The sequence below is a fragment of the Rhizobium sp. EC-SD404 genome, from assembly GCF_902498825.1.
Lineage (GTDB): Bacteria > Pseudomonadota > Alphaproteobacteria > Rhizobiales > Rhizobiaceae > Georhizobium.
Window position 1 is genome coordinate 3,916,344 of sequence record NZ_LR701459.1, and the last position, 24,005, is coordinate 3,940,348.

The 24,005-nt window shown below is 61.9% G+C and carries 20 protein-coding genes and 1 tRNA gene; 6 read left to right on the top strand and 15 right to left on the bottom strand.

Features of this window, described 5'->3' with window-relative positions; all coding sequences use genetic code 11:
* The first annotated feature begins 22 nt into the window (after positions 1-22).
* Both apaG and GC125_RS19690 read left to right on the top strand, forming a co-directional pair.
* Positions 23-415 carry a Co2+/Mg2+ efflux facilitator ApaG/CorD gene (gene apaG / locus GC125_RS19685; RefSeq protein ID WP_151987353.1) on the top strand — a complete coding sequence of 131 codons (393 nt, stop codon included), beginning with the start codon at positions 23-25 and terminating at the stop codon, positions 413-415.
* Complete coding sequence (locus GC125_RS19690) at positions 412-1,869, top strand: TrkH family potassium uptake protein (protein WP_286165584.1); 1,458 nt, start codon at positions 412-414, stop codon at positions 1,867-1,869. The genes apaG and GC125_RS19690 overlap by 4 nt, the downstream gene beginning before the upstream one ends.
* A 7-nt stretch (positions 1,870-1,876) precedes the next feature.
* Here the strand turns inward: GC125_RS19690 and GC125_RS19695 are convergent, their stop codons facing one another.
* The 5 genes from GC125_RS19695 to GC125_RS19715 all read right to left on the bottom strand — a co-directional run bounded on the left by GC125_RS19695 (position 1,877) and on the right by GC125_RS19715 (position 10,214).
* Positions 1,877-5,299, bottom strand: a complete 3,423-nt coding sequence (locus tag GC125_RS19695; protein ID WP_286165585.1) for an efflux RND transporter permease subunit — start codon at positions 5,297-5,299, stop codon at positions 1,877-1,879.
* Between the two features lie 2 nt (positions 5,300-5,301).
* Complete coding sequence (locus tag GC125_RS19700) at positions 5,302-6,732, bottom strand: efflux RND transporter periplasmic adaptor subunit (protein WP_151987356.1); 1,431 nt, start codon at positions 6,730-6,732, stop codon at positions 5,302-5,304.
* A 237-nt stretch (positions 6,733-6,969) separates the two neighbouring features.
* Positions 6,970-7,992 (bottom strand): Hsp33 family molecular chaperone, encoded by a 1,023-nt coding sequence (locus GC125_RS19705; protein ID WP_151987358.1) that lies wholly within the window; start codon positions 7,990-7,992, stop codon positions 6,970-6,972.
* 69 nt (positions 7,993-8,061) lie between these two features.
* Positions 8,062-8,985 (bottom strand): ornithine carbamoyltransferase, encoded by a 924-nt coding sequence (gene argF, locus GC125_RS19710; RefSeq protein ID WP_151987360.1) that lies wholly within the window; start codon positions 8,983-8,985, stop codon positions 8,062-8,064.
* Between the two features lie 29 nt (positions 8,986-9,014).
* Positions 9,015-10,214, bottom strand: coding sequence for an aspartate aminotransferase family protein (locus GC125_RS19715; RefSeq protein WP_151987362.1), 1,200 nt, complete (start codon positions 10,212-10,214; stop codon positions 9,015-9,017).
* A gap of 397 nt (positions 10,215-10,611) precedes the next feature.
* Here GC125_RS19715 and GC125_RS19720 point away from each other — a divergent pair, with 397 nt between their 5' ends.
* Positions 10,612-11,127 carry a GcrA family cell cycle regulator gene (locus tag GC125_RS19720; RefSeq protein WP_151987364.1) on the top strand — a complete coding sequence of 172 codons (516 nt, stop codon included), beginning with the start codon at positions 10,612-10,614 and terminating at the stop codon, positions 11,125-11,127.
* A gap of 46 nt (positions 11,128-11,173) precedes the next feature.
* Here the strand turns inward: GC125_RS19720 and phoB are convergent, their stop codons facing one another.
* The 7 genes from phoB to phoR form a co-directional block, all read right to left on the bottom strand.
* Complete coding sequence (phoB, locus tag GC125_RS19725; protein WP_151987366.1) at positions 11,174-11,857, bottom strand: phosphate regulon transcriptional regulator PhoB; 684 nt, start codon at positions 11,855-11,857, stop codon at positions 11,174-11,176.
* A gap of 16 nt (positions 11,858-11,873) precedes the next feature.
* Positions 11,874-12,587 (bottom strand): phosphate signaling complex protein PhoU, encoded by a 714-nt coding sequence (gene phoU / locus GC125_RS19730; protein ID WP_151987368.1) that lies wholly within the window; start codon positions 12,585-12,587, stop codon positions 11,874-11,876.
* A 28-nt stretch (positions 12,588-12,615) separates the two neighbouring features.
* Positions 12,616-13,404, bottom strand: coding sequence for a phosphate ABC transporter ATP-binding protein PstB (gene pstB / locus GC125_RS19735; RefSeq protein WP_151988108.1), 789 nt, complete (start codon positions 13,402-13,404; stop codon positions 12,616-12,618).
* A 68-nt stretch (positions 13,405-13,472) separates the two neighbouring features.
* Entirely contained in the window at positions 13,473-14,762 is a 1,290-nt protein-coding gene (gene pstA, locus GC125_RS19740; protein ID WP_151987370.1) for a phosphate ABC transporter permease PstA, read from the bottom strand.
* Positions 14,755-16,128 (bottom strand): phosphate ABC transporter permease subunit PstC, encoded by a 1,374-nt coding sequence (pstC, locus tag GC125_RS19745; RefSeq protein ID WP_151987372.1) that lies wholly within the window; start codon positions 16,126-16,128, stop codon positions 14,755-14,757. Before pstC ends, pstA begins: the two co-directional genes overlap by 8 nt.
* A 96-nt stretch (positions 16,129-16,224) precedes the next feature.
* Positions 16,225-17,262, bottom strand: coding sequence for a substrate-binding domain-containing protein (locus tag GC125_RS19750; protein ID WP_151987374.1), 1,038 nt, complete (start codon positions 17,260-17,262; stop codon positions 16,225-16,227).
* Positions 17,263-17,385: 123 nt separating this feature from the next.
* Positions 17,386-18,747: a phosphate regulon sensor histidine kinase PhoR gene (phoR, locus tag GC125_RS19755; protein WP_286165586.1), complete on the bottom strand. Its 1,362-nt coding sequence runs from the start codon at positions 18,745-18,747 to the stop codon at positions 17,386-17,388.
* A 136-nt stretch (positions 18,748-18,883) separates the two neighbouring features.
* Between phoR and ppk2 the strand changes: the two genes are divergently transcribed.
* On the top strand, positions 18,884-19,765 hold the full coding sequence (gene ppk2, locus GC125_RS19760) for a polyphosphate kinase 2 (protein ID WP_151987376.1): 882 nt from the start codon (positions 18,884-18,886) through the stop codon (positions 19,763-19,765).
* Between the two features lie 42 nt (positions 19,766-19,807).
* Here ppk2 and GC125_RS19765 read toward each other — a convergent pair whose 3' ends face one another.
* A complete protein-coding gene (locus tag GC125_RS19765) occupies positions 19,808-21,127 on the bottom strand; it encodes a hypothetical protein (RefSeq protein WP_151987378.1) in 1,320 nt (439 codons plus the stop codon).
* Positions 21,128-21,399: 272 nt separating this feature from the next.
* Between GC125_RS19765 and GC125_RS19770 the strand changes: the two genes are divergently transcribed.
* Together GC125_RS19770 and GC125_RS19775 are read left to right on the top strand one after the other, a co-directional pair.
* A complete protein-coding gene (locus tag GC125_RS19770; protein ID WP_151987380.1) occupies positions 21,400-22,359 on the top strand; it encodes an NAD(P)H-dependent flavin oxidoreductase in 960 nt (319 codons plus the stop codon).
* Positions 22,360-22,461: 102 nt separating this feature from the next.
* Positions 22,462-22,537: transfer RNA gene (locus tag GC125_RS19775), tRNA-Thr, on the top strand.
* 94 nt (positions 22,538-22,631) lie between these two features.
* Here the strand turns inward: GC125_RS19775 and GC125_RS19780 are convergent.
* Together GC125_RS19780 and GC125_RS19785 are read right to left on the bottom strand one after the other, a co-directional pair.
* Positions 22,632-23,318 carry a twin-arginine translocation signal domain-containing protein gene (locus GC125_RS19780; RefSeq protein WP_199864658.1) on the bottom strand — a complete coding sequence of 229 codons (687 nt, stop codon included), beginning with the start codon at positions 23,316-23,318 and terminating at the stop codon, positions 22,632-22,634.
* A 2-nt stretch (positions 23,319-23,320) separates the two neighbouring features.
* Positions 23,321-23,917 carry a hypothetical protein gene (locus GC125_RS19785; RefSeq protein WP_151987384.1) on the bottom strand — a complete coding sequence of 199 codons (597 nt, stop codon included), beginning with the start codon at positions 23,915-23,917 and terminating at the stop codon, positions 23,321-23,323.
* Positions 23,918-24,005: the final 88 nt, after the last annotated feature.

Consider the following 24,005-nt stretch of genomic DNA (forward strand, 5'->3'; position numbering starts at 1 on the left):
TTGCGACCCGGAAGGAATGACCATGTATCGCGCATTGACCCGCGACATCGAAGTAACGGTCGAGCCCTTCTACCTGGACGACCAATCGGACCCGGATGACAGCCGTTATGTCTGGGGCTATCGCATCGTGATTGCCAACAAGTCCGACACGGTCGTTCAACTGAAGAGCCGCTATTGGCACATCACCGACGAGCAGGGCCGTGTCGATGAGGTTCGCGGCCCGGGCGTCGTTGGCGAGCAACCAATTCTGCGCCCTGGCGACAGCTATGAATACCAGTCGGGCTGCCCGCTCGATACCCCGTCGGGCGTGATGTACGGCCTCTACGAGATGCAGTCGGAAAACGGGGAGAGCTTCGAGGTGGTCATCCCCGCATTTTCGCTGGATCGCCCAGGAGCGATGAGAACCCTCAATTGAGCGATGCGCTCGATTTCCGGCCGGTTTTCCTCGTCACAGGCACACTCCTTGCCGCTCTCGGGCTGGCCATGCTGGTTCCCGCGCTGGTTGGGTTCGCCGGTGGAGACCGGGACTGGTCTGTCTTCGTCGTCTGCTCGTTGATCACGACCCTCGTCGGAACATCGCTCTTTGCCGCTACGCGTGGAACGGCACAGGGACTGTCGCGCCGCCAGGCGCTGCTGATGACCGTGGTTTCGTGGCTGGCGCTCGTCTTCTTCGCATCCCTGCCCTTCGTCTGGACCGGCGTTTTGCCGAGCTACACCGACGCATTCTTCGAGAGCATGTCGGGACTGACGACGACAGGCGCGACCGTGATCATCGGGCTCGATACCACGTCTGTCGGCGTGCTGTTCTGGCGCGGCCTGCTACAATGGCTCGGCGGCCTCGGCATCATCGTCATGGCGATCGCTGTTCTGCCCATGCTGCAGATCGGCGGCATGCAATTGTTCAAGGCGGAAGCTTTCGACACGGCCGAAAAGATCCTGCCGCGCGCGCGCCAGATCTCAAGCTCCATCACGCTCGTATTCATCGGCATAACGCTGATCTGCGCCATGTGCTACGCTGCCGCCGGCATGGGCATGACCGATGCCGTCATCCATGCCATGACGACGGTCGCCACCGGCGGCTTCTCCACCAAGGATAGCTCCTTCGGATATTTCGACAGCGCCTCGATGGAGTGGATCGCGGTCTTTTTCATGATCGCCGGGTCGATTCCCTTCCTCCTCTACGTTCAACTGTTGCAGGGGCGGGCTCGCTCGCTCTTTGACGACGACCAGGTGCGGGCGTTCCTCTTGTTCGTTCTCGCCGCTTCGCTGATCGCCTGGGGAATCGCCGATCGAAGCGGCTACCACCAGGGCCACGATGCGCTTCGACATGCGGCGTTCAACGTGATCTCCGTCGTCACCGGCACCGGCTATGCGTCGACGGATTACGGGCTGTGGGGCTCGCACGCCGTTGCCTTCTTCTTCGTCATCATGTTCGCCGGCGGATGTGCGGGATCGACGTCGTGCGGCATCAAGATCTTTCGCTTCATCGTCCTGTTCGAAGCGGTGCGGGAGCACATCTACCGCGTGCTCTATCCGCACGGCATCTTTCGGCCGAAGTTCAATGGGCGACCGATCGAAGCCTCTGTCATCACATCCGTGATGAGTTTCTTCTTTCTGTTCATCATGGCATTCGCATTTCTATCGCTTGCCTTGATGATGACGGGTCTCGATATGACGACGGCCGTATCCGGCGCGGGTTCGGCGCTCTCCAATGTCGGTCCGGGCCTCGGCACCGTGATCGGGCCAGCCGGCAACTATGCCAGCCTCAACGACACCGCCAAATGGCTGCTGGCAGCGGGCATGTTTCTCGGCCGCCTGGAACTGTTCACCATCCTCGTGCTCTTCCTGCCCCGGTTCTGGCGGACCTGATCCGCCTTCAGAGAGACGCAGGCGACACGGCTGCACGGCGACCGTAGATCGCCGACAGCGCGTTGCGAATATCGTAGCCGATCCCGATGAATGCCGGCACAAGCATAAGGACCAGCACCGTCGAGATACCGAGGCCGAACACGATCGTCACGGCCATGGGGATCAGGAACTGCGCCTGGATACTGGTTTCGAAGATGAGCGGACCGAGCCCGCCGATCGTCGTCAGAGATGTGAGAAGGACGGCCCGAAAACGATCGCGGCTGGCACCGATGGCGGCATCGTCCACGGGATCGCCCGCTTTCAGTCGCTCATCCAAGCGGTCGACCAGGATGATGGAATCGTTGACGAGAATCCCGCCAAGGCCGAGCAGGCCGATCAGCGACATGATCGTCAACGGAAATCCCATGAGCCAATGGCCAAAGATCGCACCGGCAAGACCGAAGGGAATGATCAGCATCACCGCGATGGGACGCCAATAGCTGCCGAAGACCCAGGCAAGGATGATGTAGATCACCGTCAGCGCAGCCATGGTCGCAATCGTCAGGTCCGAGAATGCCTCCTCCTGCTCCTCCGCGCGCCCGCCGAAATTGAATTCGACGCCGTGCTCGGCGGCGATCAGATCAAGGCCACCGCCGCCCCTCACCTGCGCAAGAACCGCATCCGGCGTCGTTTGTGCCAGATCAACGTCGCCGGTCACCGACAGGGTCGATTGACCGTCCCGACGGCGGATCGAGGAAAAGCCCTGCCGCTCCGAAAGCGACACGACCTCGGTCAGCGGAACGTAGCTTCCGTCCGCCGTGCGCAGCTCGAAATTGCGGATCGCGCCGGACCCCTGCTGCCTCATCGTCTGACTGATGCGCACGGTCACTTCGTCGTCGCCGCGTGCGAAGCGGAACGGGATCGCGCCCTGGAAGGCATTGCGGATCTGCCGGCCAACTTCGTCGGTTGTGAAACCGAGCAGCGCGCCCCTCGTCGTCAGCTCCATCACCAGCTCGGGCTTGCCGTAGGGAAGGTCGTCCTCGACGCCGGAAACGCCGGGGATCGTGGCAAGCAACGCGATCACATCGTCCGACGCTGCCTTCAGCGAGCCGATACGGTCGCCCTGAAGCCGGATTTCGACGTCCCGCCCGGGTGGCCCAAGGCGCGCCTGAAAGATGGAGAAGCGTCGAACGCCGGCGATGTCCGGCGCGGCTTCCTCCCACGCGGCAACGATCTCAGGCGTGCGGATGGTTCGGGTCTCAGACGTTGTCAGCTGCACATTGATCCGCGCTGTCGTATCGCCGCTGCGGCCCGACGTGCCGAGGGTCGTGAACGTAGCGGCGATGAGTGCGCCTTCGCCGGCAAGGTCTCGTTCCGCCTCCCTCAGGGCGTTTTCGATGCGCCCGATCGCGGCGACGGCTTCGTCTTCCGGCAGGCCCGCATTGAAGACGATGCTACCCGAGATCGTTTCGGCCTCGGGAGATTCGAAAAAGACGAAGGGCACATGCTGGCCGCGCAGGAGCCCGACGCTGACGATCATCATCACGCCGACCGACAGCGCCACGGTCACATAGCGCCAATGAAACGCCACGGAGACGACCCGGTCGAACGGCCCGTCGCGAAAGGCCTCGAAACGACGGTCGAAGCCTTCGCGGAAGCGGCTTTTCTGCGAGCCGGTCGATCCGGCGTCACGGCGCTGCAACTTTTGGATAGCGAATTCCAGCAATCCCGCGATGAGCAGCGCCACCGCCCCGATGATCGCCGCTTGGAATGCAGGCGCCAGACTAGCCAGCGCGAGTGAGGTCCGGCCAAGGAACGAGGCACTCTCTTCCGTCAGGCCCGATTGGCGCGACAGGAAGACGGCCGCCGCAAGGGTCAGCATCAGCGCGATGGCGAGATGGCGCCAATAGGACCAGCCGACCCGCCGCTTGCGCCCGAGCGAATGCGCCAGATGTCCCGGGAGCACGAAAAAGCATTCGACGAGGCTTGCCACCAAAACGGCAATGACAACGAGCGGCAAGGCGCTCATCATCTGGCCGATCGGTCCACCGAGGATCACGATAGGGGCGAATGCGGCCAGCGTCGTCGCCATGGCCGCGATCACCGGCGTCATGACCATGCCGACGCCATTCTCCGCTGCCGTCAGCGGGTCGTCGCCCATTTCCAGCCGCGTGTTGGTCTGTTCACCGACGACGATCGCATCGTCGACGATGATGCCGAGCATCATGATCAGCGCGAAGATAGAGATCATGTTGATCGACTGACCCGACACGTACATGAGCCCGATCGTGGCCATGACCGCGACCGGAATGCCGGCGGCGACCCAGAGCGCGATCCGGAAGTCGAGGAACAGGAACAGCACCACGATGACGACAAGCAACCCGCCGATGCCGTTCTCGATCAGCAACCACACCCGTTCTTCGAGCGCGTCGGACGCCACATCGTAAGTCTGAATCTCGACATTGGCGGGCAGCTGCGGCGTGAGGCTCGCGAGGTAGGTGTTGAGGATCGATGCGGTCTGCAGCGTATCGGCGTTGGCGGCGCGCTGGATGTCCAGTTCGATCGCCGGCGTGCCATCCGAGAAGCCGCGCTGCTCGTCGGGATCGTATCCACCATCGATGCGCGCAACGTCGCCGAGCGTCACGCGCTCGCCGGTCGGCAGGGTTTTGATCTCCATGCTGGCAAGGCGGGCAGGCGTTTCCCGCTCCGCAATCAGCCGCACCTGGCGCTCGACCGAACCTTCCACGTTCCCCGAAGGCACGTCCCGGCTGTTTGCCGAAATCGCCTGCGATACTTCCTCGATGGTCATCCCGAGTCGACGAAGCTCCCGCTCGTCGATATCGACGACGATCTCGGGGCTGCGCAGTCCGGTGAATTCGATCCGGTCGATCCCGCGGGCGACAAGATCGTCGCGGATACGCTTGGCCCAATTTCGCTTCACGTCTTCGGATGCCGACCCGGTCACGGCGAGCTTGGCGACACCCTCGAAGAACTGCGCGCGAGTGACCCGCGGCGTCTCCACATCGGTCGGCAGGTTGGACACGCCGCGCACGGCGCTTTCCACTTCCGCCAGCGCGCGCTGCATGTCCGTGCCTTCGGCGAAGTCGAGCCGGATCGAGCCCGATCCCTCGCTCGCCGTGGACGACATGTCGTCGACGCCGTCGATATAACGCACCGCCGGCTCGACCAGCGCCAACACGTTGCGCTCGACGTCTTCGGCACTCGAACCGGGCCAGGCAAGGGACACCGAAATGCTCGGCTGCTCGACAGGCGGGAAGAACTGGGTGTTGATCCGCGCCAGGCTGAAGAGCCCGAAGATGATCATCAGCGCCATCAGCATGTTGGCGGCATTGGGATGGCGCACGAACGTGCGAAGGATGCCGCCGCCTGCGGCGCGTCCGGCACGCTGGCGGGCTTCGACCATCGATTGGCGAATGGGAGAGCGGGCCATCGTCAGCCTCCGAACGCGCGCATCGCGCCCCGGCCGCCGGGTCGTCTACCGCCGCTGCGTTCACCGGCAGGCTCGACAGCCTCGGCGGCCGGCACCGCCTCTGCTTCTTCACCGGCGATGCGTACGGCTAGGCCGTCGTCGGCCTCCGTCAGCCGCGTCGTCAGCACGCGCTCGCCCGGTTGCAGATCGCCCCGGAGCAACACCGTATCGCCCTGATAGGCCAAAACGGTCACCTCGCGGCGCTGAAGCACGCCCTCTTCGACGACATAGGCATGGCCGGGATCGTAAACCGCGCTCTCTGGCAGCTCGATAGTCTCGGCATAAAGCCGATCAGGTACGGACAGCGCGACGAAGGCGCCCGGCCGCAACTGCACGGCGTGGTCGCCCGGGGCCAGTCGCGCGAAGACCTCAACGCCACCGCGGTCGGACGCTACCGTGGCGCCCAAGCGGTCGATCGTGCCTTCATAACGGTAGGTCTCCGTGCCGACGACCCAGGACGCCTCGATGACGCGCCCGATAAGCGGCTCACCATCGGACGAGATCCGGCCGTATTGCGCATCGGTGAGCGTGAAGCGGGCTTCGAGCAACTGGTCGTCGTAAATTGAGGCGATAATGTCGGCGCTGCCGGCGATACGCCCCGGCTCCGCGATGGCTTCGGAGATCACACCGGCGAACGGCGCCGTCAGCGTCGTATTGGAAAGCGCGCGTTCGGCTTGGCGCACCAGCCATTCCTGACGCTCGATCTCCGCCTGCTGCTGATTGCGGCGCGCCTCCTCGACGATGAGGGCATTGCGGCTCTGGCTGACGGCTTGATTGCGCTGCGAGACGACGAGGCGGCGTTCATCCAGTTGCTGCTGCGTGCCGGCCCCACGGTCGGAAAGCGATTGCGCACGAAGCAGATCGCTTTCAGCGATCTCAAGCTGCAGTTCTGCGCTCTCCTGCTGATCGCGCTCGGCGGCAATGCGCGCATCGATCTCGCTCAGGACCGCCTGCGCCTGCGCCAGGCTCGCGCGTGCCTCGGTCAGCTGTCCTTCATAGGCGAAGGGGTCGATACGGGCGAGAAAATCGCCCTGCTCGATCCGCTGGCCGGCTCGCAACTGCGGGTTCACTTCGATGATCTCGCCCGTCACCTGGGCGCGCAGATCGACCGTGCGCTGCGCGACGACGTCGCCATAGGCAAGGATATCGGGCCGATGGTCTTCAATCACGACGTCCTGTGCCGCCACCGCATAGATCGTCGGCGTGATCGGGCTCGGCACCCGCTCTGGACGCGCCGCGATGACCATCGTCATGACCACGTAGGATCCGACAAGGATCGCCAGCATCAGCGCGAACTGGAGCATGAAACGACCGGTACGCCGCATCGTCGAGCCGGACGCGGCATCGTTGACGCCATCGGTCAACACGGACTCGTCATGGGGAGAGATCAGCATAAGCGTGCTCCGTCACAATCATCGTCTGGGATAGTCGCGGGCTCGGCACTTTGGCCTTTTTGTCCCGCGAGAACCGCCATCCGACCGACGTCCCCGGCGCACGGCTTTCATATCTGTTCAAGCTAGATGCCGAACGGATGAAGACAAGGCAAATTAAAGTTTTGTCATGTGTTCGGTGCTCGAAGCCGCGAGAGCTCGTGGCGAACGAATTGAGCCGCATGAAGCGGCTCAAGATTGCTAGTGAATGCGGCTTTCGCTTTCCGCACCGCTTTCACCGAGTTCCTCGGGTTCGAACCGATACTCGGTCGAGCAGAACTCGCAGGTAACGGCGATCACGCCATCCTCGGTGCTATCGGCGATTTCATCGCTGGTGAAATTGTCGAGCACCGACTTGATCTTGTCGCGCGAACACGTGCACCGGTCGAGGACAGGCGCCGGTTCGAAAACCCGCACCCCGCGCTCATGGAACAGCCGGAACAGAAGACGCTCCGACCCGACAAGCGGATCGGTGAGCTCGTCGGCGTCGATGCTTTCCACCATGGCTACGGCTTCGACCCAGGCATCGTCGTGATCGATGCCTGTCGACTCGAAATCGTCCGGCGCATCACCGCCCGGAAGGTCCCCTTGGCGCATGCGCTCCGGTGCATCGGGCAGGAACTGCACGATGACGCCACCGGCCCGCCACTGGTGCCTCGGCTGCCCGTCTTGATCACGGTCATAAAGCTGCGCCACCGAAAGCCGAACTTTCGTCGGTATCTGCTCCGACTGCCGGAAATATGCGCCTGCAATCTCCTCCAGGGTCGCGCCATCGAGTTCGACGATACCCTGGTAGCGCTGCATGTATTCGCCCTGGTCGATCGTGAACGCCAGGATGCCCTTGCCGAGCAGCTCATGCGGCTCGAGCCGGTTTGCGGCGACAGCTTCGGCGAGCGCCTGCTCGTTGAAACGCGCATAGGCGCGCACGGCATCGGGCGTCGTGAAGTCTGCCACCAGCAGATCGACGGGCCCGTCACCTTGCGTCTGCACCATGAATTTGCCATCGAATTTCAGCGACGTGCCGATCAGCACCGTCAGCGTGATCGCCTCGGCGAGCAGGCGGGCGACTGGCTCGGGATAATCGTGCCGTGCCATGATCTTGTCGAGCATCGGGCCGAGTTGAACGGCACGGCCGCGCGCATCGAGCGCCTCCACCTGGAAGGGCAGGACGTGATCGTCGCCGGCATAGTCAAACTCGCCCAATCTGGGGCTTTGGTCATTCATCGGGTTTCTCCGGGGAACAAGTGCCGGCAACAAGCGCTCGGCTGAACTATTTGCCGGATATTTAGGTACTCAAACGCCCATGCACCAGGCGATGATCGCCTTCTGCGCGTGCAGCCGGTTCTCCGCCTCGTCGAACACCACCGACTGGACACCATCGATGACGCCGTCGGTCACTTCCTCGCCTCGATGTGCCGGCAGGCAATGCATGAAGAGCGCTTCCGGGTTGGCTTCGGCCATCAGCGCCTCGTTCACCTGATAAGGATGGAACACGTTGTGGCCGCGCGCACGATGTTCCTGGCCCATGGAGAACCAGGTGTCGGTTACCACGCAATCGGCGCCGCGCACCGCATCCATCGGATCGTTCGTCACATTGACAACGCCGCCATTGGCGCGGGCCCAATCGACATAGCGTGCCTCCGGCTCGGAGCCTTCCGGCACGGCCACATTCATCGTGAAGCCGAAACGGGCCGACGCCTCGATCAGCGAATGCAGCACGTTGTTGCCGTCGCCCGACCATGCGATCGTCTTGCCCTTGATAGGGCCCCGATGCTCCTCGAAGGTCAGGATGTCGGCCATGATCTGGCAGGGGTGGGTGTCGTCCGTCAACGCGTTGATCACGGGCACGGTCGCGTGTTCGGCCAGTTCCAGTAGGCGATTGTGTTCCGTCGTGCGGATCATGATGATGTCGACATAGCGCGACAGCACCTTGGCCGTATCGGCGATCGTCTCGGCGCGCCCGAGCTGCATCTCCGTGCCGGAGAGAAACAGCGTTTCCCCGCCAAGCTGGCGCATGCCGACATCGAAGGACACGCGGGTCCGCGTCGACGGCTTCTCGAAGATCATGGCAAGCACTTTGCCAGCCAAGGGCTTATCGCCCCGGCCCGACTTCAAGGCATCCTTGGTGGTGCGCGCATTGTCGATGATGCCGCGAAGATCGTCCGCCGTGGTGGTCGACAGATCGATGAAATGGCGTGGCGTGCCGTTGGCGCCCATGGCGATGATCCCCGTGCCCCGGCCTGCTTTCAGGCGGAAATTGCCTGTTTGGATGAAGAAAGTTCGGAAGCGACCATGTCGATGCGCGACAGTCCTTCGCGCATTTCCTCGGCCGTGATGGTCAGAGGAGGGAGAAGGCGAACCACGTTGTCGCCCGCCGGTACCGACAGCATCTGATGTGCGCGAAGACCCGCGACCATCTCCGTGTTCGGCACGACGGTCTTCAGCCCGAGCATCAATCCGCGCCCACGGATTTCGGCGACCACATCGGGATAGCGGTCCTTGATCGCCTCGAGGCCCTGCTTTGCGACCAACGACAGGTCGCGCACGTGGTCCAAGAAGCCATCCGCCAGAATGACGTCGAGAACGGCGTTGCCGACCGCCATGGCGAGCGGATTGCCTCCATAAGTCGTGCCGTGGGTTCCTGGCACCATACCCGCTGCCGCTTCGGACGTTGCCAGACAGACGCCGAGCGGGAACCCTCCGCCGATGCCTTTGGCGACGGCCATGATGTCCGGCGAAATTCCCGACCATTCATGCGCGAAGAGCTTGCCCGTGCGGCCGACCCCTGACTGCACTTCGTCGAAGATCAGAAGCGTGCCGGTCTCGTCGCACAGCTCCCGCAACTGGCGCAGCCGCTCGTCGGAAACCGGCCTGACGCCGCCCTCGCCTTGCACGGGTTCGATGAGGATCGCTGCGGTGTCTTCCGTGACAGCCGCCTCGAGAGCCGCCCAATCATCGAATGGCACCTGGTCGAACCCTTCGACCTTGGGACCAAAGCCTTCGAGATATTTCGGCTGGCCGCCGGCTGCGATCGTCGCCAGCGTACGTCCGTGGAAGGCCCCCTCGAAGGTGACGATCCGGAACCGCTCGCTCTGCCCGCGGGAATGATGATAGCGGCGCGCAGTCTTGATGGCGCATTCCAGCGCCTCTGCGCCGGAATTCGTGAAGAACGCCCGATCCGCGAAGGTGGCGTCCGTCAGACGACGGGCGAGCCGCTCCTGACCCGGGATCTCATAGAGATTGGACAGGTGCCACAATTTGTCGGCCTGCTCCTTGAGCGCGGCGACGAGATGGGGGTGCGAGTGTCCGAGCGAATTCACGGCGATGCCGGCTGCAAAATCCAGATATCGCTTGCCGTCTTCGCTCGTCAGCCAGACGCCGTCGCCACGCTCGAAACGGAGCGGAGCGCGGTTGTAGGTCTCGAAAAGCGGCGACGCCGGTGCCATCTGGCGCAAACTCCCACTCAAGGCCGCATCCGCAAAGGTTCGGACGGTTCGCGTCGCAAACCTCAAGGACTGCGTCCTGAAAATTGAAAAGCCGCCCTGCGGCGGCCCGACGCACTATCTTCATTTCGTCTGGCGCTGTCAAGAAAACGCCCCTTGTCCGACCGACACAGCAATTCGCTCAAATGCCCCCAAGTTGGGGAAAACTCAAAAAAGCGAATCGCCTGATTCCCGGGACTCTTGTCACGGAGTCTGCCGACCATTAAGTTGAAATAACAGCACTAGACTGCATGCGGCGGACCTAGTCATCACACAGTATTAAGGCGACGCGGTTCCGTTGTACGACGGTCCGGCGCCGAGGGATTCTGCTGCGCCCTGCATCGAACTTGGAGTTGCGGCCATGAACTGGACCGACGAGCGCGTCGAAAAACTTACGAAGTTATGGGCCGATGGCCTGAGCGCGAGCCAGATAGCCGCACAATTGGGTGGCGTGACGCGAAATGCTGTCATCGGCAAAGTACATCGGCTGAACCTGCCGGGGCGCGCAAAATCCGGCGGAACACCTGCTCCACGTGCCAAGCGGCCCGCACCAGCCCCTCGCCCAGCCTCGAACTTCAACGCCCGTCCTGCTGCACCGCGGACGATTTCCCGCGGCGGCGCTGCTGCTGCGGTGCGTGAAGATGTCGCCATGGAAGCGCAGCCGCAGACGCGTCCCGTCAGCGACGTCGTCGTACCGATCGCCAAGCGGTTGGCACTGACGGACCTGACGGAGCGCACATGCAAATGGCCGCTCGGAGACCCGATGCACGAAGACTTCCACTTCTGCGGTCACGATTCAGGCGACAACACGCCCTACTGCAAATATCACGCTCGCCTGGCTTTCCAGGTCTCGGGCGAAAGGCGCCGGGCGCGCTGATCGCGCGCCTCGTGTCCCATTTTCCGATGTGAGATGCGGAAGGCGCTCAGCCTTCCAAAGCGTAGCCGGCGCCCCGTACAGTGCGGATGACGTCACGCATATTGGCGAGATTGATCGCCTTGCGCAGCCGGCCGACATGCACGTCTACCGTGCGCTCGTCGACATAGATGTCATGTCCCCAGACGCCGTCGAGCAACTGTGCACGCGAATAGACGCGACCGGGCGATGACATCAGAAATTCAAGCAGTTTGAATTCCGTTGGTCCGAGCCGGATTTCCCGGCCCTTGCGGTGCACGCGATGTGTGTCGCGATCGAGCGTGATGTCTCCGCTTTGAAGCATCGACGAGATGACTTCGGGCTTGGCACGCCGCAACATGGCTCGAACACGCGCCATCAGTTCCGGCGTGGAAAACGGCTTCACGACATAGTCGTCGGCACCGGTCGCAAGGCCGCGGATGCGTTCGCTCTCTTCGGCACGCGCCGTCAGCATGATGATTGGCAGGCGTTCGGTTTCCGGCCGAGCCCGCAAGCGGCGACAGAGCTCGATGCCGGAGACGCCGGGCAGCATCCAGTCCAGAATGAGCAGGTCGGGAACGCGCTCCTTGAGCTGGATCTCGGCCTCGTCGCCGCGAAGAACGGTGTCGACCTTGTAGCCTTCCGCTTCCAGATTGTAGCGAAGAAGGACGCTCAGCGCTTCTTCGTCTTCGACGACCGTGATCCTCGGCAGCATCTCTGTGTCGTCTCCGTCAGTGGCCGTTGGCCATCACTGTCGCAGTCTTGTCGCCGCGCGGGCGTTCGCCGAGCAGCCTGTCGCCCGTCGCCATGTAGTAGATCGTCTCGGCGATGTTCGTCGCATGGTCGCCGATACGTTCGATGTTCTTGGCGCAGAACAGGAGATGCGTGCAGGCCGAGATGTTGCGCGGATCTTCCATCATGTAGGTCAGCAACTCACGAAACAGCGACGTGTACATCGCATCGATTTCATCGTCGCGCTGGCGCACCTGATTTGCCGCCACAGCCGAGCGCGTCGAGTATGCATCGAGCACTTCCTTCAGCTGCGTCAGTGCCAGTTCGGACAGGTGCTCGAGCCCCCTGACCAACTGCTTCGGCTGGCCAGTGCCTTGAACGGCGACGACGCGCTTGGCGATGTTCTTGCCCATGTCACCAACGCGTTCCAGATCAGCCGCGATACGGATCGAGCCCATGACTTCGCGCAGATCGTGCGCCATCGGCTGGCGCTTCGCGATGACCATGATGGCACGCTCGTTGATGTCGCGTTCGGCGTCGTCGAGAATGATGTCCTCGGCAATGATCCGTTGAGCGTTGCCCGCGTCGGAATTGATGAGCGCGGCCACGGCATCGCCCACCATGCGTTCCGCGATGCCACCCATCTCCGAGACCCGGCGCATCAGATATTTCAGTTCCTCGTCGAAGGACGAGACGATATGCGGATCGCTCATAGTTCTCTCCGTGGCCAGTGCCAGTTGGTCAGCCGAACCGGCCCGTGATGTAATCCTGGGTGCGCTTGTCGTGTGGGTTGCTGAATATGTCGTGCGTTTGCCCCTCCTCGACGAGAACACCGAGATGGAAGAACGCTGTGCGCTGCGACACACGCGCCGCTTGCTGCATCGAGTGCGTCACGATGACGATCGTATAGTTCTCGCGCAGCTCGTCGATGAGTTCCTCGACCCTGGCAGTCGCGATCGGGTCGAGCGCGGAGCATGGCTCGTCCATCAGGATCACTTCCGGATCGACAGCGATGGCACGCGCGATGCAAAGGCGCTGCTGTTGCCCGCCCGAAAGGCCAGTGCCTGGCTGATGAAGGCGATCCTTGACTTCTTCCCATAGACCGGCGCGACGCAGGCTCTGCTCGACCACCCGGTCAAGCTCGTCCTTGTTGCGCGTGCGGCCATGGATTTTCGGGCCATAGGCAACGTTGTCGTAGATGGACTTCGGAAACGGATTGGGTTTTTGAAACACCATGCCGATCCGAGACCGCAGAATTACCGGGTCGACCGACTTTGCATAGATATCGTTTCCGTCGATCAGAATGGTGCCTTCGACACGGCACCCATCGATCACATCATTCATGCGGTTGAGGCAGCGCAGGAAGGTTGATTTACCGCAACCGGAAGGCCCGATGAATGCGGTGACTTCACGCTCGCCAATGTCGACCGACACATCCTTGATCGCCTGTGCCTGATCGTAAAAGACCTTGACGTTCTCAGCGTGGATCTTGACCGGCTTGCGCTCGACCTGCGCCTTTACGTCGTGCATTGCGCCCGTGGCGACTGGCCCGTTGCCCGCTGTCGCATGTGCTTCGCTGATGATATTGACCATGTGACTTACCACCGTGTTTCGAGACGTTTGCGCAGGTAGATCGCGATGCCGTTCATGAAGACCATGAAGCCGAGCAGCACAAGAATGCCCGCTGATGTACGCGCCGTGAAGCCGCGCTCTGGGCTATCGGCCCAGATGTAAATTTGCGTCGGCAGAGCCGTGGAAGGGCTCAACATGCCATCCGGCGCAGCGGTGATGAAAGCGTTCATCCCGATAAGCAGCAGGGGGGCGGTCTCGCCGAGTGCCTGCGCCATGCCGATGATCGTTCCCGTGAGAATGCCGGGCATTGCCAAGGGTAGCACGTGATGTGTGACCACCTGAAGGCGCGACGCCCCGACTCCAAGTGCCGCCTGACGGATCGACGGTGGAACGGCCTTTAACGCGGCGCGCGTAGCGATGATGATCGTCGGCAGGGTCATCAACGCAAGCACCATGCCGCCGACGAGCGGCACAGATCGCGGAAACCCGAAAAACTGGATGAAAAGGGCGAGACCCAGAAGACCGAAAACGATTGAGGGAACCGCCGCCAGATTGTTGATGTTCACCTCGATCAGGTCGGTCCATCGATTTTTAGGCGCGAATTCCTCGAGATAAACAGCCGCTGCAATCCCGAGGGGAAAGCTCAGAAGGAAGCACACGAGCAAGGCATAGAAGGACCCCCAAAGGGCGCCCTTCAAGCCGGCAAGCTCCGGAAAGCGGCTATCCGCCTGCGTGAAAAGCGCAGCGTTGAATGGCGTGGAAACACGCCCCTCCAGCCGCAGATCGTTGAAGAGCTCGATCTGCCGATCGTTGATCCGGCGAAACTGCTCCGGCGTCGCTTCGGAGATCTCGCCCTTTTCCAACTGATCGAAATTGTCGGAGGCTGGCACGGCGAGCATGATCGTTTGGCCGGCCAGCGTCGGGTCCATCAAGACGCGGTCCCGCACGACCAATTCCGCACCGCTCGACAGGATGCTCAATGCCAATCGCTCGTCGTCTTCGGCCAGGCCATCAAACGAAGAAAGCCAGCCTTCGCTCACGACCTCCCGAAAATTGGTCGCCCGAATGTTGGCTGGGTCCACATCTTCCGGAATGGTGACCTCGAGCGAGACATGGGTCTGCGAGAACGCCTGGTAGCCATTGCTGACCATCGTCCAAAGAAGCATGCCGAGCACGCCAACCGCGATGACAATCGCAGCGATGCCGTAGAATTTGAGACGGCCGCCTTTGGCATGACGCCTGCGCAATCTAGCCGCAAGTTCCTTGCTGCGATCTTCCGGTAGGCCGGTGGCGGCGCGTGGTGCGAGATCAGTCATAGCGTTCCTGATACTTTTTGACGAACGACAGTGCGATGACATTGAGACAGAGCGTGGTCAGGAAGAGGACCATGCCGAGCCCAAAGGCTGCGAGCGTCTTGGGATTGTCAAAGGACGTATCGCCGATCAACAAGGTGACGATCTGAACCGTAATGGTCGTCACCCCTTCCAGCGGATTGAGCGTGAGCCGTGCAATGAGGCCCGCCGCCATGACCACGATCATCGTTTCCCCGATCGCGCGGCTAACAGCGAGCAAAACGCCACCCACAATGCCCGGCAACGCGGCTGGCAGCAGGACCTTGGTGACTGTCTCCGCGCGGGTCGCTCCCATGGCGAGAGAAGCATCCCTCAACGACCGCGGGACCGCGGTAATGGCATCGTCGGCAAACGATGAAATGAACGGAATGATCATGATGCCCATGACGCCACCGGCCGCTAAGGCAGAGTTTGAGGCGACGTCGAGACCGATCGACTGCCCGGCATTCCGAACCATCGGCGCGACTGTCAGGATCGCGAAAAATCCGTAAACGATCGTCGGGATGCCAGCCAGTATTTCCAATACCGGTTTGATCGTGGACCGAACATTGGGCGATGCGAACTCAGCCATATAGATCGCCGACATCAAGCCGATCGGTATGGCGACCAGCATCGCAATCGCCGAGATGAGGATCGTGCCCCAGAAAACCGGCACGGCTCCAAAGGCACCGGCGCCAGCGATCTGATCGGCACGGATCGGAATTTGCGGCTCCCAACTCAAGCCGAAGAGAAATTCGTGGATCGGAACGAGCGAAAAGAAGCGCAGGCTCTCGAAGAGAAGAGAGAAAAAGATGCCCGCCGTTGTCATAACCGCTACGACCGAAGCAGCAATCATCAAGTTGATCGTGATCCGCTCAACCGTGTTTCGGGCGCGAAACTCCGGAGCGATCGATCGATAGGCCAGCACCGCGCAGAGAACGGCGACGCCCAGCACGACGCCGTAAAGGAGCCAGTTGAAAATGCCGTAAAGCGCCAGCAGGTATTCTGCCGCATCCCGCATATATTGCTCAGGCTCGCCAAACGTCCGGCCCGATAGGACCTGCAACACTTCGCGCATGAGCGTGGACGCGTCAGCCCCGCTGCGCGCCTCCTGAGGGAGCGAACCGACGACCAGCGATCGAATGATAGCGTCGTCAAATGCGATCCAGACAAGCATCAGCAGAATCGCCGGAAGGAGTGCCGCCATGGCGACAAACGCGCCGGAATATTGCGGACGAGAGTGCAATTCGATCGATCCGCCGGCCTGCGCCTGAACGGCGCGCGCCTTACCGAGAAAGAAGCCGATTGCGCTGACGAGCAGGATCAACCCGGTCAATGTCAGTACGGTCATGGTGGCGAGGACTCCCAGCCGGCTGGCGTCTCATCGTTAGGAAAAAGGCGCCCGGCATCACAAGGATGCCGAACGCCCTGGAAATTGACCGTCCGATTAGTCGGCGTAACGGTCCATGTGGGTGCCTTCGGTCGCCGCCGTGCGAACTTCTTCGCGGCGCTCGTCGTTGGCCGGCACAAGGCCGCGCTCGACAAGGTAACCGTCCGGACCCATCGATTCTTCGGAAACGTATTCGGTGACGAACTCGTTCAGGCCGGGAATCGCATCACGGTGTGCGTTCTTCACGTAGAAGAACAGCGGGCGAGCAACGCCGTAGGAACCGTCGCCGATGGTCTCGGGGGAAGGCTCGACACCTTCGATCGTAACGGCCTGAAGCGTGTCCTGGTTCTCGTAAAGGAACGAGTAGCCGAAGATGCCTACAGCTGCCGGGTTGCCCTGAAGGCGCTGGACGATCAGGTTGTCATTCTCGCCAGCTTCGACGAACGGGCCATCCTGACGCATGCGCGAGCAGGTCTCTTCCATCGCGTCTTCTTCGAGAGCGGCGATCGCTTCGAACCCTTCACAACCTTCGAGCATGACGAGCTCGACAAAAGCGTCACGGGTGCCCGACGTCGGGGGAGGACCGAATGCTTCGATCGCGACGTCCGGGAGCGACGGATCGATTTCCGACCAGTTCATGTAAGGATTGTCGACGATCTCGCCATCGACTTCAACCTGGGCGGCAAGCGCCTGGAAAATCTGCGCCTTCGTCAGATCGAAAGCTTCACCTTCGCGGCTGATGGCGATCGACAGGCCGTCAGAGCCGATCTGCACTTCGCTGATGCTGTCGACGCCGTTCTCGATGCAGAGGTCGTACTCGGATTCAGTCATCGCACGCGATGCGCCCGTGATGTCCGGGAACTCTTCGCCGACGCCGCCGCAGAAGATCTGCATGCCGCCGCCCGTGCCGGTGGACTCCAGAACCGGAGCAGCAAAGTCGGTCGTGTTACCGAACTGCTCGACGACGGCCTGGGTGTACGGGAAAACCGTCGAGGAACCGACGATCGAAATCTGCTCGCGTGTTTGTGCTACGGCGTAGCCGGCAAATGCCGTGGATGCCACGAGGGCAGCGACGGAAATCTTAAGAGCGTTCATGGATGTCTCCCGCTTATTAGCTCTTTGAATGGGCGTCCCGAAGGCCGCCTGTGGGTGCCCCTTGAGGACGTGGACGTTCTAGCACCCCGCCGACAGACCTTTTATGACAAGAGCGTAACAGGTTTATGACACGTTAAGTTCTTGTTTTTCCATGTCTATTAAACGAAGCGTGACGTCGGGCGTGGCTTTTTGGCGTTCAAATCTGACAATGAAGGTCGTCCCCTCCCCCAAGGCCGATTGAACGACGAGCCTCGTCCTGTGGCGGGTGAGAATATGCTTGACGATGGCAAGGCCGAGCCCGGTGCCGCGCTTGGACCGGCTGCTCTCTATATCGACGCGATAAAAGCGCTCCGTCAACCGCGGTACGTGCTCTGGCGCGATCCCAGGGCCGTAGTCTCGTACACGCAGCTCGGCGGTTCCAAAGCCTCCTCCATCAACGGGCAGTATCGCAACTGCAACATCGACCCGCCCGCCGCTTTGACCGTACTTGCACGCATTCTCGATGAGGTTTTGCAGCACCTGGATCAGCTCGTCGCGATCCCCTTGGATGACGACACGCTCGTCTGGGACGGTTAACGACACCGTCACGCTCATATCGGCGGCGAGCGGCTTCATGCTGTCGGTGACATGCGCGACGAGGCGATTGAGATCCACGCGGTCCGTCGGTGCCACATGCGTCTTCAACTCAAGCCGCGACAGCGACATCAGATCGTCGACGAGCCGGGTCATTCGCGTCGCTTGTTCGTACATGATGTCGAGAAACCGCGCCTGGGCATCGCGATCGTTCCTGGCCGGTCCCTTGATGGTCTCGATGAAGCCCGTCAGGGATGCGAGCGGTGTGCGCAGTTCATGGCTTGCATTGGCGACGAAGTCGCTGCGCATGCGGTCCATCCGCCGTGCCTCGGTCATGTCGCGGAATGTCAGCAGATAGAGCTTGCCGCTGTGGTCGCGAGCCGGCGCGCCGGAAATCGGCGCACACCGCACCTGAAACCAGCGTTCCGAAGGCACCCGCTCGGAATGGTCGACGGAGCGGGGCTCGTCGTCTTCCATCGCCTGCTGCACCATGCCGAGAATGGCCGGAGACCGGATGCGGCCTGAGAGATGCGTGTTCGGCTCGGAAAAGCCGAACAGCGCCCCCGCAGCCTCGTTCTGGAACTTCACTGTGCCGTCGACCCGCAGCAGATAGGCCGGCTCGTCCATGGCCTGCAGCGGGAGGGCGATCGCCTGCCGCCAATCCATCACCGGAGCCTTTTGCCGGCCCGCAAGCCGCATTGAACGGGATCGCCGCGGAAACGCTGCTGCCAAGACGATGATGAGATAGAGCAGCGTACCCGGCAGCCATCCGATCGCACCGCCTGCCGTGAACACCGCGATGGCGAGAGCTCCGGCGATCAGGATGTATCGCGCATCTTTGAGCCGCATCGACGCGAGGCGCACCGGGCCACGTTCCGGCGTGTCGTTCATCGGTAGACCGCCCTCCGACATGGCTCGTTCATCCTCCGCTTGCACGTTCATCAGAAGAGCAGCTTGAATTCGCCGCGCCCCTGTGGCCCAAATCCACCGCGAGACCCGGCCAAGCCGGAATCATCCCGCAACCATGACGCCCCCATGCGAGACATTTATGACAGATGAGCCGGAAGAGCGAGCAGTAGAGGTCGAGATCGGCGGGGCAAAACGACGGTTCGACATCGATGACCCCATTCTGCCAGACTGGGTCAACGATCTGCGGAAGCAGGATGCCGCCGGTCAGCCGAAGAAGCTCGGCAAGTCTGAGTACGCACGTGATCTGGAAACGCTCCAGGTGGAACTCATCAAGGTGCAGGCGTGGCAGCAGGAGAGCGGCCATCGCGTCGTCATACTGTTCGAAGGCCGCGATGCCGCCGGCAAGGGTGGCGCGATCGCCGCGACGCGGGAATACATGAACCCGCGCAATGCGCGCATCGTGGCGCTTCCGAAGCCGACCGAGCGTGAGCGCGGCCAGTGGTACTATCAGCGCTATGTCGAGCATCTGCCGTCAGCCGGCGAATTCGTGATGTTCGATCGGTCCTGGTACAACCGCGCCGGCGTCGAGCCCGTCATGGGCTTTTGCACACCAGACGAACATGCGCACTTCCTGGCGGAGACACCAGATTTCGAGCGTATGCTGGTCAAGAGCGGAATCTATGTCTTCAAGTTCTGGCTGGACATCGGTCGCGCCACGCAGTTGGAGCGGTTCCACGAACGTCGCCACACCGTCTTGAAGGCGTGGAAGCTGTCACCGATGGACATAGCGAGCATTCTGCGCTGGGACGACTATACCACCAGGCGCGACCAGATGTTCGCCAGCACCCACACCGATCTGGCTCCGTGGGTCGCGGTGCATGCCGACGACAAGCGCCGCGCGCGCCTCAATCTCATTCGCCATGTGCTCTTGGGCCTGCCCTATGAGGGCAAGGACACGAACGCCATCGGGGTCGAAGAGCAGGCCATCATCGGCGGACCGGAACTAGCCGTTCGGGCCTGAAGAGCTTTCATTTCAGAACTGGTCGTCAAATCCGAGGCGTCGTCATGCCCCCGGCCGAAGCCGGACGCTCAAGAGATCGATGCCGCCGCCTTCGCCAGCGACATCGGCATTGAGCATCACCATGCCACCGGACACTGAACCGCCGGCGGCACCGATGTCGATATCGAGCAAGAGATCAGCAGGCGTCTGGTTTACCTCGAAGCGACGACGCCCGCATCCGGCTTCCGCCGGGAAGCTGCACCGCACATAAATCTGGGTCACGCCTTCGCCGGCCGACCGCACCGTCAGAGCCACGGTTGCCGGACCTGCCGCCAGAGCCTCTGCCGCTTCGCCCTGAAGGGCAATGCGCACTTCGCCATCTTCGCCAGCACTGACCGACTGAATCCTGAGAAACGGCTCGCTGGCTTCTTCGACCGCGTCGATCGTCGCGGCTGATCCGGCCGTGACGTTGTCTGCCGTGTCGGTTTCGACCACGGTGATCCATTCACCCGTGAACTGGCCGGCGCCCACGCGTTGGCCGGACACGCTGGCAACGTCGCCGTTCGGCTCAGCCAAAAGGCCGGCGCCGGAATCGGCGAGGTTTCTGCCCACCTGCTCGATTCCGCCATTCGCGGCAATGAACCACAGCGCTCCAGCGATTAGCAGGAGCACGGCCCCGAGTTGCAGAGCCAACCCGACAAGTGCGCCGCCACGACGCTTCTTCTTTCGGCGCGGCGCTTCGGCGACTGTCTCGACTTTCGGCTTGCCGCCGCCGCGGCGCAAGAAGCCTCTCTTGCCCCGACCGGGCCGAACATCCCCTGCAACGGCAGGCGATGCGTCTAGATCCGCCGTTGCGGAAGATGATGTCTCAACCGGGTCAGTCGCAAGACCGATATCGGGTTCACGCCGGTCCGTGCTGATGCGCGGGCTGTCCACCGAAAAGCTATCCAATCGATCGATCACCGGCGCCCGATCGTCGACGCGAACGTCATGCCTCATTCGTTCGCCGCCATCGACCGACACGATCGGTGGCTCGGCATCGGGTCTGCGCCTGAACGCGTCATCCAGCATGACCTGCGGGGCGCTGGTTTCGGTTGCGCGACCGGCAGCAGACGGCGCCTGGTGTTGGACGACGTCGACCGTGGGCACCGGCGCCATTGCATTGACGCGGTCACGTTCCGCAAATTCCGTTTCGACCCTGGCGATGACGTTTTCGGCCTCGATGCGCTGCTGGTTGATCACCTCCGGCGCAACGTCGCTCTGCTTTGCAAACGAGTTCTGAACGGCCTGGCGCGCCGACGCGTAGACGCGCTGGCGCGTCTCGGCATCGGGATTGCCAGCACGCGCCAGGGCATTGCGGATAGCGGTTTCGAGACCTTGCACTACCGGGCCTTTCGATCGGGCAGGCGCGCATCGGCACCTGGGCCCAAGAGCATTGGGCGAAAATTGAGTTCATCTTGCGTCGAACTCACCGGTACAAGCTGAATTCGCGCCGCGCAAGCAAGGCGTTAACCACTGACGGCAAGAGCACAGAGCAATCGACAGGTCGTCGAGCGAAACGGGATGGGCTGGACGGAAAACGCGTCGAATGGCATAGGAGAGCCGAAGTGCAGTTTACGTAAGTGTCAATCAAAACGCTCTCGAGGTGATGCTCCATGGCTCTCCCGTCCATTCTCAAGGATCGGCTCCGCCTTCCCGTCGTTGCAGCCCCGCTGTTCATCATCTCGCACCCGCCTCTGGTCATTGCCCAGTGCAAGGCCGGTGTCGTCGGCTCGTTTCCGGCCCTCAATGCCCGTCCAGAGGCGCAACTCGACGAGTGGCTGGCCGAAATCACCGAAACGCTTGCTGCCCATGACGCAGCAAACCCGGACCATCCCGCCGCTCCCTTTGCTGTCAACCAGATCGTCCACCGCTCCAACCAGCGGTTGGAACACGATCTGCGGATGTGCGTGAAATACAAGGTGCCTATCGTCATTTCGTCGCTTGGCGCCGTGCCGGAAGTCAATGATGCGATCCATTCCTATGGCGGTATCGTGCTGCACGATGTCATCAACAACCGCCACGCCCATTCGGCGATCAAGAAGGGTGCCGATGGCCTGATCGCGGTCGCAGCCGGCGCCGGTGGTCACGCTGGGCCGCTCTCGCCCTTCGCGCTCGTCCAGGAAATCCGCGAATGGTTCGATGGTCCGCTCCTGCTGTCCGGCTCGATCGCGACCGGCGATGCCGTTCTCGCCGCGCAGGCCATGGGCGCCGACATGGCCTATATCGGCACGCCCTTCATCGCGACGCCAGAAGCCCGCGCCATCGACGCCTATAAGGACATGATCGTCGAAAGCACCGCCAAGGACATCGTCTATTCGAACTTCTTTACCGGCATCCCCGGCAACTACCTGAAGCCTTCGATCGCCAAGGCCGGCATGGATCCCGACAATCTGCCGCAAGCCGATGCCTCCAAGATGGATTTCGATGGCGCTGCAACCGGCGCCAAGGCATGGCGCGACATCTGGGGCGCAGGCCAGGGCATCGGCGCCGTGAAGGAAGTGGCTCCCGTCGGCCAATTCGTCGACCGTCTCGAACGCGAGTACCGCGCCGCAAAAGAGCGTATCTGCGCCTGATCGGGTACCGATCGGAATTTGCCTTTGCCCGCTTGAAATGCCCGCCCAATCGCGGTATCTGCGGGCACCTTTCGTGGCAGCCCTATTCGGGGTAGCCACCGGGCCGCTTTAGCTCAGTTGGTAGAGCACATCATTCGTAATGATGGGGTCAGGTGTTCGAGTCACCTAAGCGGCACCAATCTTTTCAAACCCTTACACCTAAAATCGCCTTATCAGCCTCGTCTCTGTCCGGTTCTGGGTAACGTTCTGGGTAACAGCAGAAGCGTTTGTGCTCAGGCGTTCGCAGGCCTGGAGCCGGCCAAGATCGCGACGATATCGCCCGGAAGATTGGACACGTACCCACGAAGCCACATCGCCTCGCGTTCACCACACACTGCCATAGCGCTCAGTATCGAGGCTTTCATAAGCAGCCCATCGCGGGTTTTGGGCGTGATCTGCGACACATCCGCCGCAGCCGTGCGGATCGCACCCACGACAAGCGCCCGGCGTTCAGCAGCAGCCGGCGCGCCAGACCGCTCGCGGGCATCGTGCCATTCCCGCTCGTACACCTCAGCCAAGTCATGAAGTTTGCGCATCTGGACGTGGTGCGGGTCATCGCTTCCGAAATAGCGCGAATGAAACCGCGCAATCTCATCACTGCTATAAATCCAGCGCCTCGGCTCTTCCGGCAACCCCGACAGCGCCAATTTCCAATTGGCCAGTCCCTTGCCCGGCCCCGACTTCCAGATCAAGGCATCCGGCAGCTTAGGCCCGATGGCGTCGAACACATCTTGTGCGGCCTGCAATTGGGCATCAGCCGCCCGCAGCTCGTCCATCATCGGCAAGTGCGCTTCGTACAGGCGCAGCAGCTCTGCGTCTTCCGTAACCGATTCAACAGCGGGGGCATCGCCCGCAGCAGCTAGAGCAACGCCGGCAGCGCCGGTTGTGGACAGGAACGTCCTTCTTGAAATCCGGTTCATGCTCATGCCTCCACTGCCAAGGTTGCGCCCGTCATGGACGAGAGCAGCAAACCAGCCTCGTCCTCGTCCAGCGGGCAAATATCGTCGGACGCGATAGCCTCCGCGATAGCGCGAGCCTTGATCCCAACTTGTTCAATGGTCGAGCACTGGAACGCGAGCAGAGCCCGCCGAGCTTCAAACGCCGCATTGCCCGCCGCAGTGTAAGCTTCACGCGCCTCATACAACCCGCTGGCGCGTCGAACCTGTTCGTGCTGATTAAGATACGCAATCACCTCATCGCGCACCCTTTCAAGGCGAGCAAGTTGCGCAGAGTGTCCGCCCATCAAGGCATCACAGCCTTCCGGCATGTTTGCGAGAATGCGCCGCTGCCCCTCGATCTGAGGGCCGAAAACCTCGTGGGCATGCTCAACAGTTCGTAACTTGGTCCTCTGGCCCAGGGCGTGCCAATGGTCACTTGTGGTTTGCGTCCACGGCTCACCAATGAGGCTGTTGACCTCTGTCAACGCCGCGTCCTCTGCGTCAGCGGTGGCGCGATGTGCAGCGACAGTGCGGCGAAACTCAGCAACGACGGAATCGAAGTCATCAGTACGAGTGTGCATGTGCTATCTCCATTTCAACGTTTTTCGTTGTTACTGAACGATTACCGTTACATTAACCGGATGTCAACGCTTATCGTTTATGATAAAC